Genomic DNA, 14,169 nt, shown 5'->3' on the forward strand with positions numbered 1-14,169 from the left:
TTTCTATCAGTAATGAGGGCTCCCTGCTACCCAACCGGTGCAGAGGGCGGATGTGATATTAAAACCGCCTGTATGGGCATTGATATCGAGGACTTCTCCTGCAAAGTGGAGTCCAGGAACGAGCTTACTTTCTAGGGTTTTAGGATTGATTTCTTTGAGGCTGACACCACCCTTGGTGACAAAGGACTTGGCTAGAGACATCTTCCCGGTGACGGGGATAGGCAACCCTTTGATCTTTTGAATGAGCTCTTCTGTCTGAGGAGGAGTGAGTTGCTTGGCTTTTTCAGGGAATCCTTGCGCCAAGAAATCCGCTAACCGTTCAGGAAGCAGGGCTTTGAGACTATTTTTAATCGCCTTTTCTCGATGCTCTTCTAGAAAGTCTTTTAACTCTTGAGAAGAAGTAGTCGGAAGGAGGTCCAGAGATAAGATTTCCCCGCCTTTAACAAAGCTGGACATCCGAAGGGCTGCAGGGCCAGAAAGTCCAAAATGGGTAAAGAGCAGGTCGTGTGTGATGATGTGTTTGCCGTAACTGAGGGTCACATCTGTCAGAGAGATCCCTTGGAGGGCCTTGTGTGGAAAATCTGTCAAAAGAGGACTTTCTGCCGCTTCGAGAGCGGTGATGGTGTGTTTGAAGTGGCGGGCAATATCGTGTCCGTAGCCGGTAGAGCCGGTAGAGGGGTAGGATTTGCCTCCTGTTGTAACGATCAGCTTATCGGCTGTCCAAGTGTTTTCAGCTGATTTGACGATGAAAACGTCTTCTGGCTTGGTGACAGAGACCACTTCACAGTTGGTGGCAATGCTAGCACCTAGCTCAAGGATCTTATTTTCTAAGGCTTGAATAATGGTGCGAGATTGATCACTAGCAGGAAAGACCCGGCCATGATCTTCGACTTTTAGCTTGACGCCATTATCGGTGAAAAATTGGATGATATCATGATTATCAAATTGGGAAAACACACTGTAAAGGAAGCGCCCATTTCCAGGGATACCGGCCATCAAATCGTCTAAGGTTCCGTTGTTCGTGACATTACAGCGACCTCCTCCGGTACCAGCAAGTTTCTTACCGAGCCTTTTATTTTTTTCGATCAGTAGCGTAGGTTGGCCATGAGAGGCGCTGGCAATGGTCGCCATCATACCTGCTGGGCCACCACCGATGACAATGGTGTGAAAGTGAGTCATGTAGATCCTTTCTTGGTAACTTAACCGTTTTTGGTTTCATTGTATCATAAAATGGATATCATGAATCAAAATAGTAGCTTCAATTTTTGGTCATTTGTTTAATTTTTTTAGAAAAAAGCTTGCAAATTTTCCGAAAAGGAGTAAACTGATAGGGAATAAGAGGATGTTTACTTCTAAGTAGGCAGAAGCGAGGATACGAATCCTAATTGGAAATGATCCATAAAAAGGGAGATGGAGATGAAATTATATGTACAACTGACGATTATTTTCACGATTTCATTAATTGGTGAAATCATTTCTGATGGGTTGCACTTACCAATTCCTGGAAGTATGATCGGGCTGTTGATCCTATTTTTATTATTGCAGTTTAAGTTACTACGCATGCGCCACGTCAATATGGTAGGAAATTTTTTATTAGCCAACATGACGATTCTGTTTCTTCCCCCTGCTGTCGGTATTATGGATAAGTTTCATGTGATTGCGCCTTATCTGTTTCCAATCATGTTGATTCTACTTGGAGCCTTGGTCATCAATGTGGCTTTAATTGCAATCGTGGTTAGTTTTATAAAAAATCGTTTTGAGGGTGATTATCCAGAAGGGGGACACAAGCGTGGCTAATTTTGCGAGTAATCCTTTATTTGGGATTGTCTTATCTATTTGGGCTTACTTGATTGGAATGTTAATTTTTCGCAGGTATCCCCATCCAATAACAACGCCACTTTTAGTGGCTACAGTAATCGTTATCTTATTCTTAATGATTACAGGAATTTCTTATAAGGATTACTATGTCGGTGGTTCCCTGTTAAATCAGTTGATTGGACCATCAACAGTCGCCTTGGGGATTCCTCTCTATAAAAGTTTCCATTTGATGAAGCATCATGCACGGAGTATTCTGATCGGCTCGACAGTGGCAGTTATTGTGAATACTATTTTTACAGCATTGATCGCGAAAGCATTTGGAATGAAGTACTTTCTAGCCATTTCGCTCTTTCCAAAATCGGTTACGACTGCAATGGCAGTTGGGATTACTGAAAAAATGCAAGGAATTACGACCATCACTCTTGTGGTAGTTGTAGCAACTGGATTATTAACAAGTGTCTTGGGGCCAACGATATTGAAACTGTTAAAAATAAAAGATCCAGTAGCTATTGGTTTAGCCCTTGGAGGAACTGGACATGCAGTAGGAACAGGGACAGCGTTTAAGTATGGTCATGTGGCCGGTGCTATGGCAGGATTGGCAATAGGGATTACAGGAATTTTGTATGTGTTCATTAGTCCAATTGTGGCTTCGATGATTTTATCCTAAAACAATTTATTATTTTTCTGAGAGAGGCTCAAAAAGGCTCTCTTTCATTTTGTAGTGAAAGCTTAAAAATCAATCTAGAGTGAAAGAAGCTTTTCATGATTACTATCCAAAGCTTTTCCAAGCGTCTAAAAAATGGTATAATGAACTGTAAATTTCAGAAGTTGGAAGGAATGTAATTGCTATGATGAATATGCAAAATATGATGAAGCAAGCTCAAAAATTGCAAAAGCAAATGGAGCAAAGCCAAGCGGAATTAGCCGCAACTCAATTTGTAGGGAAATCTGCTCAAGACTTGGTTGTTGCAACTCTTACAGGTGATAAGAAGGTTGTTTCCATCGATTTCAACGCCGCAGTGGTCGACCCAGAAGATACAGAAACTCTTTCTGATATGACGGTTCAAGCCATCAATGCTGCCATTGAAGAAATTGATGCGGCAACCAAGAAAAAACTCGGTGCTTTCGCAGGGAAATTACCATTTTAAGCAAAGGAAGTTTTCATTAACTCAAAAGAGGCTGGGACAAAAGTCCTAGCCTCTTAATTGTTTTTGGATTGTTGAGCAAGACGCAGTGGTTGAGTGGGCTCTACTACGCTGATTTCTTCAGCTTTTACAGCCCTACTCAACTGTGCGGAGGTGGGACGACGAAATCGAATTCTAACGAATTACCGATTTCTGTCCCACTCTCTCTTTTTATTCATCAAAAAATCCGGATAAGTCCAAGCCTCCGAAGGGGTTGGTGGAGAAGTTCTCTTGCTCGTCAAGGAGGGTGCGGCCTTGATCAAATTCGAGGAATTGTTCGTAGACAAGGGCTGTCATGCGGGCGTCCTCTAAGCTATCGTGTGATTTTCCTGCGACTCCTAAAAATTCTGCAACGGTGTGGAGTTGGAGATTTTTAATGCCGTGGAGGTCAGATGGACGACGTTCGAAAGCCTCGTCAAAGACATCGACAGCGTACTGGTCTTCTAGATCCAGCCCATTTTCAAGCAGGATGGGAAGGTCGCTCTTTTTGGCATTGTATCCGATCAAGGGCCGGTCTCCAACGAAGGCCTTGAATTCGCTGAGGACCTGTTCGAGTTGTGGGGCATTTTGGATCTTGTCCTGGGTAATGCCAGTCAGGCCGTTAATAAAGCTTTTTAGGGGCTTATCGGTGTAAACGTAGGAGTCGTAGTGATTGACTTCTTTACCGTTCGTGAAACGTACGGCAGACTCTTGGATGATCTGATAGGCGCCTTCGTATTGGTTAAATTCGAGGTCAAAGGCGATATAATCTTCTAATGCTTTCATGGGAAATCTCCTGTGGTAGAAAAGAAAAGGGACTGGTAGGATCCAGCCCCGGATTATCGACGGAAAACGCGTGCCCAGAAACCTTTGCTTTCTTGCTCTTGAACTTTTTCGTTGGCTTGTTCGAGTTCAAGTTTCAAGGTATCGCGGTCGTTCATTGCTTGTAAAGTCAATTGTTGTTGTTGGTCCAATTGCTTGTCTTTTTCAGCAATTTGAACGTCTTTCACGCGCAACTGTTCATCTTTCTTAGCGAGTTGCTCGTCTTTGGCTTTGAGTTGCTCGTAGAGACGGACGATTTCAGCATTTTTTTCATCTACCAAAATTTCCATCAATTCGCGTTGCTTCACATCATCGCTTACTGGCTCATCTTCAAAAATAGTTTTTTTGTAGATTTCTTCGAGCTTGATCAAGCCACTACGGGTTACAACGGTAACCCCTTTTTCGTTTTTTTGGGTATCTTCTGGAGCCAGCGCCTTGACACGGTTATTGACCGCCTGGCGGCTGACTCCTAAAATTTCAGCAATTTCGCTGACAGTTTTTTCAATCGCCATAACTTCCTCTAATATCTTTTTCTATGAAATACTCTATTAGATAGTAACATAAGTAGGCTAAGCTGTCAAATGAAGCAAAGAAAGGCTAAGCCTTGATACCACGATTAGTGGGCCTCAGTCATTTCAGGAAGATGAAGACTTGATTGTGCTAAGTCGATGGTGAGTTGGTAATCGGTTTGATCACGCACAGTGATTTCAAAGTCCGTCGTGTAGAGGACCAAGCGAAGGGTTGCGCCTTTTTCGAGCTTGTAGATGGTTGGTTGGAGTTCAAAGTCAAATTCCATCCACTCGCCTGGCGTTACGGCCTCAACTTCTAAGAGGTCATGCCGGTTTTGGAGGTTGAGATAACCTTTCGAAATGACTCGTTGGCCGGCTTCCTTGAAGGGCAACTCGGTCAAGTTGTCTAGCATATGGTAGCGACCGTTATCTAGCGTACGGACCGATAAGATTGCAGGATAGGGTTGGAGGTATTTCTTGCTTCCAAGCTCTAAGAGTTGGGCTGAGAGAAGGCCTTTATTGGTGCTGGAGTGAAGTCGCAGGTGAAGGCGAGCTTTCCCGTTGAGGCGCAGGTCTTCTTCGATTGGAAGATCAATCGTCACCTGTTGCGCCTTGTCTTGATAGAGATCGCTTAAGAAGGTCGGATAAGCCTTGCCATAGCGCTCGTAATCTTCCGTTGCATAGCGGTTTTGGATGACTTTTTCACCGTCTCCGAGTAGGAAGGTCCGCTGACTTGTTTGGTTGCCAAAATCATCCAAGGAAGTCCAACTTTGTTCTCCTGTATTGTCCTGCCAGATGACAGTAGGCAATTCATAGCTTGAAGCATAGCCCAGCAATTTTTTAGAGAGAAGGGCGTTCATGCTCTCACGGAAGTCAATGGACTGCCAGTTGTTGAGGTAGACATGGGCACCATTGTGGTAGAAGAGGTGTTTCTTGATGCTTGCTGGAAGGGCTTGGAACATGTTAAAGACGTGAAGTGGTTTGACGTTCCAGTCTTGGGAGCCATGGGTAAAGACCACCTCTGCCTTGACACGATTTGCGTTTAAGAGATAATTGCGGTCGTGCCAGAATTGGTTGTAGTCCCCAGAAGCGCGGTCCAGCTCTTTTTTGACGCGATCAAGATCGGCTTGGTGGGCCGCATTGTGGTGTAAATAATCTCCACCTAGAAGGTTGCGTGAATAGGTCAATTCTGCAAGGGAATCAAAATCTTCACCTGGATAGCCACCAGGACTTGTCACGAGACCGTTTTCGCGGTAGTAGTTGTACCAAGAAGAGATCCCAGCCTCTGCAATGATGACTTCTAGACCGTCCACACCAGTGGTCGCAAGGCCGTTAGACATGGTTCCAAGGTAGGAGATTCCTGTCGTTGCGACCTTTCCATTAGACCAATCGGCTTTGACTTGACGCTGGCGTGTGTGATCTGTAAAGGCCCGGCAACGGCCATTGAGCCAATCGATGACATTCTTGTAGGCTTCGATTTGTTGGTAATTTCCATTGGTCATCAGCCCTTGCGAATCTTTTGTCCCCACTCCAGATACGTAGAGATTGGCGTAGCCGCGTGGAAGCAAGTAGTCATTGAGGGTATAGCTGGAGTTGATATGGGTCAGGAGCTCTTCGGCCTCCTCCATCTCTTCAGCTTGACCGACAGGTTCGACTACTGTTAATTGAGGTTCTTCTAGTTGAATGGTATGAGGTTCTTTGACTTCCAGGTCGACATTCATATTGTAGAGGGCCTTGTCGCTGGCCTTGTCGTTAGTACCTTGGTGGTAAGGGCTAGCGGTCATGACAGCTGGAATCTTACCTTCATAGCGAGGACGGATGATGCTTACCTTGACCAAGTCTGGCAGGCCATCCTGGTCGGTATCGACCCGACTTTCGACATAAACGACCTCGCGGATGGCATTATGGCTCGTAAAGGTTGCGAGGCTCTTACCATTAAAATAGTGATACTGGTTGGTCTCAGGAATCAAACCATCGCTGACCAACTGATCAATTAGTAAATTCCCTTTGACTGTTCGAGTATTGAGGAGGTGATAGAGGTTTTCAACCAAGTTTCCATACTCAATCGGAAATTGGACTTCTTTCAAGAAGCTATCCGTATCTTCAAAATCAATAAAATAGTGGAAACCGAGCAACTGGAGAGCTACTGTGTAAAAAATCTCCGGCGACCATTCGCGGTCTGATTGGAAATAGCTCAGGAGATCTGTTTCAGCATCCACCACTAGGTTAGAGAGGGGATAATCTGTATCTTTATAGGTGAAGTAAACCTTGCGGACAAACCATTCAAACAGTTCTTTTTCTGGGAGGTGGGTGGGAAGGTCAAACCCAATTTCTTTTAGTTCCTTAAGAATGTCTTTTTGGTCAACAGATAGATAGCTATATTGATTGTATTTCATAGACTGCTCCTTTTATCAGTTTCTTTTTTCTTTACTTCTTATATTATACTTGATAAAATAGTATTTGTCTAAAGACCTTTCGTCTATAAGGAGAAGGAATATTGAAAAAAATATCTTTTGAACAAGTTGCAAGAAGACGGACCTTATTGTTTGGGGTTCTTGCCGTCATTTTTGGGATTCTCATTTTTCGAAACGGCGTTGGTTTCACCAAATTTTCCTTGGATCTATTAGCCATTTACTTTTTAGTTGATGGACTAGGAAGCTTTCTTCTTCGCTTTTTGTTACGTAGCAAGTCTATTTCCTATAGCCACTCTATTTGGTTTATTTTTCTTTCACTTGCGTTGATCTGGTTGAATCGACTGAGTAGTCTGCCCGTAAACTTAGTTGTGATTTGTTTAGGGGCATATCAGTTGGGGAGTGCCATTGTCTATGGGATCACATTTTGGCTTTATAAGGCCAATCGGGTAAAAGGAGGCTGGCTCTATTTATGGGATGCGCTTTTAAACGGTGGGCTTGGTCTAGCAACTGTCTTGGAACCTGGTTCAGATGGGCACTTCCAATTTATCCTCTTGGGGGCTTATCTGGTCTTGTTGGGGATTTCTAATATTCGAGATGGTATTTTATTTGACAAAGACCAACAAGGCCAAGAGTTAAAACGTCGCTTTCGTATTAGCCTACCGGTTATCTTTGCAGCCTTTATCCCTGCTAAGGAGTTAAAACGGTTTAACCAGTTTCTTCAAAAAGGGAGCTCGGCGGGACACACAGGCCCTTATCGATTGGTGAAAAAAGAAGAAGAGGCAAGGGAATTAGAAATTTTGGTTCATACTTCTGACAGCAACTTATTTGGAGCGATTGGGCATGTAGATATTTGTTATCAGGGGAAGGTCATTTCTTACGGAAGTTACGATCCCTTTTCAGAGCGTCTATTTGGGACGATTGGGGATGGCGTACTGTTTAAAGTGGATAAGGAACCATACATCGAACTATGTAAAAAAGAGAGTCAAAAGACGCTGTTTGGCTACAGCCTATCCCTTACCGAAGAAGAGAATCAGGCAGTAGAGAAGCGTCTAGCTGAAATTGATCAGTTGTTAGAACCTTGGGATCCACCTAGGAGGTTACTGGAAGACGGTCAGCCGACCTACGCTTACAAATTGAAATATGATTTAGGGGCTGAGCTATATAAATTTACTTCTTCGCGTTTTAAATCTTACTTTGTTCTGTCTACTAATTGCTGCCTGTTAGCAGATTCCATTGTGGGACAGGCAGGAACGGCTGTATTAGATGTGCGTGGAGTGATTGCACCAGGGACCTATCAGGATTACTTAGAATACGAATTTGAAGCTCCAAACGGGCGGGTCCATACACGAACAGTATACTAAAAAAAGAAAGACAGATTTTTATTTTTGAAAAATCTGTCTTTTTTGCACAAGATTTCTTGTAAAAAGCCAGAAAATCTTTTACAATAAAAAGTGCTTGGAGGAAAGTATGACAGCAAATCAGATCGTAAGAGTGATCCCAGTCTTGAAAGTGAATAACCGAAATGTCAATCAACGCTTTTATGAAGAGACATTGGGAATGAAAGTATTAGTGGAAGAAGGAGCTCTCCTATCTTTAGGAGATGCCTCAAAAGTAGAGAAAATTGTCTTAGAAGAGTCACCGAGTATGCGTTCGCGTAAGGTCGAAGGTCCAAAGAAATTGGGTCGCATCGTGGTGAAAGTGGCACAAGCTCAAGAAATTGATTATTTGTTGGCCCGCCAGCCAGAAACAAGCGCCCTTTACCAAGGAGCTAATGGTCGCGCCTTTGAAGTTGTGTCTCCTCAAGGAGATACCATTTTCGTGCATGCTGAAGAAAATCTTGAAAGCCTAGAACCGTTGGAGAAAGCGCCTCTTGTTGACGTGCCAGAAGATTTCAAAGGTTTGACCAGCTTTGATGTGGACTTTCTTGAGGTCAATGTGGCCGATTTTGCTGAGGCTGAGAAGTTCTATAGCAACTTGCCAGCTTTGGCCCACTTTATCCATTTGCAGGAAGCTCAAGGAGAAGATCTCCAAGTGGAGAACAAGGTGACTTGGGATTTGAGCATGATCAAGGTCGAATTGGCATCTTTTGATGTGGAAGTCGTGAAAGAACGCTTGGGAGAAACTGTCGATTTTGTGCACCGTAAGGGAACTTTCTTGATTGCTAAGGATCCGAGCCAGATCGAACTCTGGTTTGAAGCCAATCAAGATCAGGTCCATATTTCTTATGAAGAATAAGAATGGAGTGATGAGCGTGAAGGCAATCATCAAAAAAATCACCGAACAAATCCAAGAAGGCATCTATCCAGGTGCCTCTCTTGCGCTTTACCGAAATGGTCAGTGGAGTGAGCACTATCTGGGACTAGCAGATCCTGAAAAAGGAGAGCCAGTAGAGGCTGATCTGGTCTATGATTTGGCGAGTGTCAGCAAGGTTGTCGGAGTCGCTACTATCTGTGCCTTTTTGTATGCAAAAGGGGAGCTTGCGCTCGATCGCCCTTTTAAAGAGGTCTACCCACGTTTTGCTCATGAAAAGACGACCATCCGGGAACTGTTGACCCATACTTCTGGGCTTGATCCCTTTATTCCAAATCGGGATCAATTGGATGCGAGACAATTGAAAGCAGCCCTTGAAAATTTGCAGTTAAAAGAGGACAAGAGTTTTCATTACACCGATGTCAATTTTCTTTTGCTAGGTTTTTGGTTAGAAGAAGCATTCGGTCAGTCCTTGGATGACTTGTTTGAAGAGTTGATTTTTGCACCCTGGAAGATGACGGAGACACGGTTCGGACCGGTCAAACAGGCGGTACCAACGGTCCGTGGGCTTGCTTCTGGAAGTGTTCATGATCCAAAAGCGAGAGTATTGGGTTGTCATGCGGGAAGTGCTGGACTTTTTTCAACGGTTCCAGATCTAGAGCGCTTTTTAGAGCATTATCTGAGGGATGATTTTGCGCGTGACTTGTCTCAAAATTTTGCGCCTGAAGAGGGTAAAACCCGCGCTCTCGGATGGAATCTAGAGGGGGACTGGTTGGATCATACGGGCTATACAGGAACCTTTATCATGTACAATCGGAAGAAGCAGGAAGCTGTGATCTTTTTGTCCAACCGGACCTATGAGAAGGATGAACGGGCCCAATGGATCTTGGACCGCAACTCTTTGATGGACTTGATCAAACAAGAATGTGAGAAATAGAAATGGATGGCTGGGATAACGGATCCCGGCCTTTTCTTGTCTGTCCATAAGAAGGAGCTCTTCTGGGTGATCCATTTTTGGACTCCGTCTTAGGTTGGATTTCCTTCAAAAGCATCGCTTTTTTGGCTGATTTATATTAAAATAGTAATGACCTTAATAGAGCGAGATGAATATGCATAAAGAGATAGGCGTCGGAAAGGCGCATAGTAAAATTATCTTAATTGGAGAGCATGCGGTGGTCTATGGCTATCCAGCTATTGCGCTGCCTCTCCATCATATCGAAGTGACCTGCCAGATTATCCCAGCAGACAGCCCATGGATTTTGTTTGAAGACGACACCTTGTCCATGGCGGTTTTTGCGTCTCTTGAGCACCTCGGGATTCGTGAGGCCCGGATTCGCTGCCGGATTCAGTCTATGGTACCGGAAAAACGGGGGATGGGGTCCTCTGCGGCGGTCAGTATCGCAGCTATTCGTGCAGTTTTTGACTATTATCAAGAGGAGCTTGATGATGAGACCTTAGAAATCTTGGTCAATCGAGCAGAAACCATTGCCCATATGCATCCAAGCGGACTCGATGCCAAGACCTGTTTGAGTGATCAAGCCATTAAATTCATCCGGAATGTCGGCTTTTACCCGCTGGAGCTGGGTATAAAAGCGAGTTTGGTGATTGCGGATACGGGGATTCACGGCAATACCCGTGAGGCGATTCAAAAGGTTGAAGCTAAAGGGCAGGAAGTTTTGCCCCATTTCCATGAGATTGGTCAGTTGACCCAGCAGGTGGAAGAGGCTCTGAAAATGAATGATCTAACGAGCCTGGGACAGGCTTTGACTACTTGCCATGAGCACTTAAGAGCCGTGGGGGTCAGCTGTGAAAAAGCAGACCACCTGGTCGCCGTTGCCCTTGAAAAAGGGGCCTTAGGTGCTAAAATGAGCGGAGGCGGTCTTGGTGGTTGTGTGATTGCCCTCGTCAAGGATTCTCGTGAAGCAGCAACCATTGCCCATGCATTAGAAAAAGAAGGAGCGCACCATACATGGATCGAAAACCTGTAAAGGCTAAGTCCTATGCCAATATCGCGATTATCAAATACTGGGGAAAAGAAGATGCCAAACAGATGGTCCCTTCGACCAGTTCGATTTCGTTGACCTTAGAGAATATGTATACAGAGACGAGTCTCTCTCCCTTACCAGCAGATGCGACTGCGCATGAATTTTACATCGATGGGGAATTCCAAAATCCAGCTGAGCAAGCCAAAATTGGAGCTGTGATTGATGGCTTGAAGCCAGCAGATGAAGCAGGATTTGTTCGGGTGGATACCAGCAACAACATGCCAACCGCCGCAGGCTTGTCCTCTAGCTCGAGCGGGCTCTCTGCTCTCGTCAAGGCTTGTAATCGGTACTATGATTTGGGCTTGACCCAGGAGGAATTAGCTCAAAAAGCCAAGTTTGCTTCGGGCTCTTCTTCGCGGTCTTTCTTTGGCCCTTTAGCAGCCTGGGACAAAGAAAGTGGAGAAATTTATAAGGTCCAAACAGACCTAAAACTGGCTATGATCATGCTGGTCCTCAATGACAAGCAAAAGTCCGTTTCCAGCCGGGAAGGGATGAAACGCTGCATGGAGACTTCGACTAATTTCAAAGAATGGATCGAAGAGTCTCGACAAGATTATAAAGACATGCTGGACTATCTAGCTGGCAATGATTTTGAACAGGTCGGTCAGTTGACAGAGCGCAATGCCCTTGCTATGCATGCGACGACTAGAACAGCCACTCCAGCCTTTAGCTACTTGACAGAAGAAAGCCACAAAGCTATGGACTTTGTCCGTGAGCTTCGCGCTGCAGGCCATGCTTGTTACTTCACTATGGATGCAGGGCCAAACGTTAAGGTTCTCTGTTTAGAAGAAGACTTGGATCAGCTGGTGCCTTTATTTGATGCCCGCTATCGGACCATAGTATCTAAGACAAAGGATCCTCAAAATGAAGACTAAGTATCAGGTACAGACCGGAGGCAAGCTCTATCTAGCTGGAGAATATGCGGTGCTTACACCTGGTTATGGAGCCGTGATTCAGTTTATTCCCATTTATCTGTCAGCTACTATCCAAGAAGCAACAGCCTATCAGTTGGTCTCAGATCTTTTTGGCTATAGTGTAGATTTGACCCCAAATAAGGACTACGCCTTGATTCAAGAGACTATTCAGCTCATGGAAGAGTGGCTGAAAGATCAGGGAATAGCCCCTAAACCTTTTGATCTTCACCTTAGAGGAACACTGGGCGAAGAGGGGAAAAAGTATGGGATTGGTTCCAGCGGAAGTGTGGTCTTGCTCGTGATCAAGGCCATGGCTGCTTTGTATGAATTAGACCTAAGTCCAGATCTGCTCTTTCGACTAGCAACAGTGGTCTTGGTGCAAAGAGGGGACAATGGTTCCATGGGCGATTTGGCTTGTATTGCCTTCGAGGACTTGATTTATTACCACTCCTTTGATCGGACTTGGTTGCATGAAGTCTTGACTTCTCAGCCTCTTTCACAAGTTTTAGACCTGGATTGGGACTACCAAATCTGCTCGATCCAGCCAGCCATCTCTTATGATTTTCTGGTTGGTTGGACCAAGGAACCAGCGATTTCAAGTGATTTAATCCGCCAGGTCAAGGGAGCGATCAATGAAGAATTTCTTCAGGAGAGCCAGAGTGCAGTGAAGAATCTTGAAAAAGGCCTCCGTGAAGGGAACCAAAAAGAAATTGAGACCAGTATCAAACGTGCGGATAAGAACCTAAAAGCCTTGAACCCTTTGATCTATACCCCAGCTCTGAAAGTTCTGCAAGAAGCGACAGAGGGTCTTTCTGCCTGTGCCAAATCTAGTGGTGCTGGAGGAGGCGACTGTGGAATCGCCCTTAGTTTTGACCCAGTTGAGACTCAGACCTTGATAGACCGCTGGAAGGATAAGAATATCGAAGTCATTTACCAAGAAAGGATGGGAGATTCGTGAGCGAAAATCGAAAAGACCAGCATATTCGCTATGCCTTGGAGCAAAGCTCCTCCTATAATAGCTTTGATGAGATCGAGCTGATTCACCGATCCCTCCCCCTTGTGGATCTAGCGGAGATTGATTTGACAACCCATTTCGCAGGGCGTGATTGGGAGGTTCCTTTTTATATCAATGCCATGACAGGAGGGAGTAAACGGGCTAAAGAGATCAATCAAAAGTTGGCAGCAGTAGCCGAAGCTTGTGGGATTCTCTTTGTGACTGGCTCTTACAGTGCAGGGCTGAAGGATCCGAGCGATCAATCGTATGCGGTCCAAAAAGACCATCCTCATCTACTTTTAGCGACCAATATTGGCATCGATAAAGAGCCAGATTTGGGCTTGCGAACAGTGGTAGAGCTACAACCCCTCTTTCTTCAAGTCCATGTGAATCTGATGCAAGAGTTGCTCATGCCCGAAGGGGAGCGGATTTTCCACACTTGGAAAGACCATCTCAAGAGCTATGGGCAGGGCTTTCCTGTGCCAGTAGTCCTGAAAGAAGTCGGTTTTGGCATGGATCCTAAAACAGTCCAGGCGGCGCTAGAAGCTGGGATTAAAACCGTTGATATTTCTGGACGTGGTGGTACTAGTTTTGCCTATATTGAGAATCGTCGTGGTGGCAATCGCGCTTATCTGGATGATTGGGGACAGTCAACTGCGCAGTGTCTCTTACAGTTACAGGATCAGATAGATCAGGTTGAGGTCCTAGCAAGTGGGGGTATCCGTCATCCTCTTGATATGGTCAAGGCCTTGGTCCTTGGAGCACGTGGCGTAGGACTATCCCGCATTTTTCTTGAGATGGTAGAGACTAAGAGCATTGAAGAAGTGATCGTCCTTGTCCAAGGATGGAAAGAAGACCTCAGATTGCTCCTTTGTGCGCTCGGTTGTCAGAACCTGAAAGAGCTCCGTGAAGTCGACTATCTCCTCTATGGAAAGTTGTGGCAAGCTCAGCAACAGAAAAAATGAAGAAAAATCATTTTAGAAACTTTCCTTAGGTGAGTACGGACGTCAGCGAACTTCTACGAAGTTCCATGACTTAGTTTTTAACCTAAGGTTTCAAAACTCCCGAGTGCCTGAAACAAAAACGTTTCAGGCACTTTTCTCACGGCGGAAAGTTTTCGTATATTATGATTCATTTTGAAAATTAGAACTCTTTTATAGTTCTTTGAAGAATCACTTAACTTATTTTACTTAAAAATTAGTTCCTATTCGTTTAGGATTGGCAAAATAAGCCAATTCTT

14 protein-coding genes are annotated in these 14,169 nt (G+C 44.7%); 10 read left to right on the plus strand and 4 right to left on the minus strand.

The window, feature by feature from the left end; all coding sequences use genetic code 11:
- Positions 1-6: 6 nt before the first annotated feature.
- Positions 7-1,179 (minus strand): NAD(P)/FAD-dependent oxidoreductase, encoded by a 1,173-nt coding sequence (locus tag O3642_RS04575; protein WP_371605497.1) that lies wholly within the window; start codon positions 1,177-1,179, stop codon positions 7-9.
- Between the two features lie 237 nt (positions 1,180-1,416).
- On the opposite strand from O3642_RS04575, the gene O3642_RS04580 reads away from it, so the two are divergent.
- The 3 genes from O3642_RS04580 to O3642_RS04590 all read left to right on the plus strand — a co-directional run bounded on the left by O3642_RS04580 (position 1,417) and on the right by O3642_RS04590 (position 2,966).
- Positions 1,417-1,797, plus strand: coding sequence for a CidA/LrgA family protein (locus tag O3642_RS04580; RefSeq protein WP_031576327.1), 381 nt, complete (start codon positions 1,417-1,419; stop codon positions 1,795-1,797).
- Complete coding sequence (locus O3642_RS04585) at positions 1,790-2,485, plus strand: LrgB family protein (protein WP_003008843.1); 696 nt, start codon at positions 1,790-1,792, stop codon at positions 2,483-2,485. The genes O3642_RS04580 and O3642_RS04585 overlap by 8 nt, the downstream gene beginning before the upstream one ends.
- A gap of 181 nt (positions 2,486-2,666) precedes the next feature.
- Positions 2,667-2,966: a YbaB/EbfC family nucleoid-associated protein gene (locus O3642_RS04590; RefSeq protein ID WP_003005613.1), complete on the plus strand. Its 300-nt coding sequence runs from the start codon at positions 2,667-2,669 to the stop codon at positions 2,964-2,966.
- 207 nt (positions 2,967-3,173) lie between these two features.
- On the opposite strand, the gene O3642_RS04595 is transcribed toward O3642_RS04590, so the two are convergent.
- The 3 genes from O3642_RS04595 to O3642_RS04605 form a co-directional block, all read right to left on the minus strand.
- A complete protein-coding gene (locus O3642_RS04595; protein WP_371605498.1) occupies positions 3,174-3,767 on the minus strand; it encodes a 3'-5' exonuclease in 594 nt (197 codons plus the stop codon).
- Positions 3,768-3,820: 53 nt separating this feature from the next.
- Positions 3,821-4,315, minus strand: a complete 495-nt coding sequence (locus tag O3642_RS04600; protein ID WP_003008835.1) for a DUF536 domain-containing protein — start codon at positions 4,313-4,315, stop codon at positions 3,821-3,823.
- 104 nt (positions 4,316-4,419) lie between these two features.
- A complete protein-coding gene (locus O3642_RS04605) occupies positions 4,420-6,708 on the minus strand; it encodes a Xaa-Pro dipeptidyl-peptidase (protein WP_371605499.1) in 2,289 nt (762 codons plus the stop codon).
- Between the two features lie 101 nt (positions 6,709-6,809).
- Between O3642_RS04605 and O3642_RS04610 the strand changes: the two genes are divergently transcribed.
- The 7 genes from O3642_RS04610 to fni all read left to right on the plus strand — a co-directional run bounded on the left by O3642_RS04610 (position 6,810) and on the right by fni (position 13,894).
- Complete coding sequence (locus tag O3642_RS04610) at positions 6,810-8,087, plus strand: HdeD family acid-resistance protein (RefSeq protein ID WP_023919173.1); 1,278 nt, start codon at positions 6,810-6,812, stop codon at positions 8,085-8,087.
- 106 nt (positions 8,088-8,193) lie between these two features.
- Positions 8,194-8,961 carry a CppA N-terminal domain-containing protein gene (locus tag O3642_RS04615; protein WP_024055030.1) on the plus strand — a complete coding sequence of 256 codons (768 nt, stop codon included), beginning with the start codon at positions 8,194-8,196 and terminating at the stop codon, positions 8,959-8,961.
- A 10-nt stretch (positions 8,962-8,971) separates the two neighbouring features.
- A complete protein-coding gene (locus O3642_RS04620) occupies positions 8,972-9,913 on the plus strand; it encodes a serine hydrolase domain-containing protein (RefSeq protein WP_371605556.1) in 942 nt (313 codons plus the stop codon).
- Positions 9,914-10,085: 172 nt separating this feature from the next.
- Positions 10,086-10,964 carry a mevalonate kinase gene (gene mvk, locus O3642_RS04625; protein WP_371605500.1) on the plus strand — a complete coding sequence of 293 codons (879 nt, stop codon included), beginning with the start codon at positions 10,086-10,088 and terminating at the stop codon, positions 10,962-10,964.
- A complete protein-coding gene (mvaD, locus tag O3642_RS04630) occupies positions 10,946-11,896 on the plus strand; it encodes a diphosphomevalonate decarboxylase (RefSeq protein WP_371605501.1) in 951 nt (316 codons plus the stop codon). The genes mvk and mvaD overlap by 19 nt, the downstream gene beginning before the upstream one ends.
- Positions 11,886-12,893 (plus strand): phosphomevalonate kinase, encoded by a 1,008-nt coding sequence (locus O3642_RS04635; RefSeq protein ID WP_371605502.1) that lies wholly within the window; start codon positions 11,886-11,888, stop codon positions 12,891-12,893. Before mvaD ends, O3642_RS04635 begins: the two co-directional genes overlap by 11 nt.
- On the plus strand, positions 12,890-13,894 hold the full coding sequence (gene fni / locus O3642_RS04640) for a type 2 isopentenyl-diphosphate Delta-isomerase (RefSeq protein ID WP_371605503.1): 1,005 nt from the start codon (positions 12,890-12,892) through the stop codon (positions 13,892-13,894). Before O3642_RS04635 ends, fni begins: the two co-directional genes overlap by 4 nt.
- The last annotated feature ends 275 nt before the right edge of the window (positions 13,895-14,169 follow it).

It is taken from the genome of Streptococcus sp. 27098_8_66 (assembly GCF_041431945.1).
Taxonomy (GTDB): Bacteria; Bacillota; Bacilli; order Lactobacillales; family Streptococcaceae; genus Streptococcus; species Streptococcus dentalis.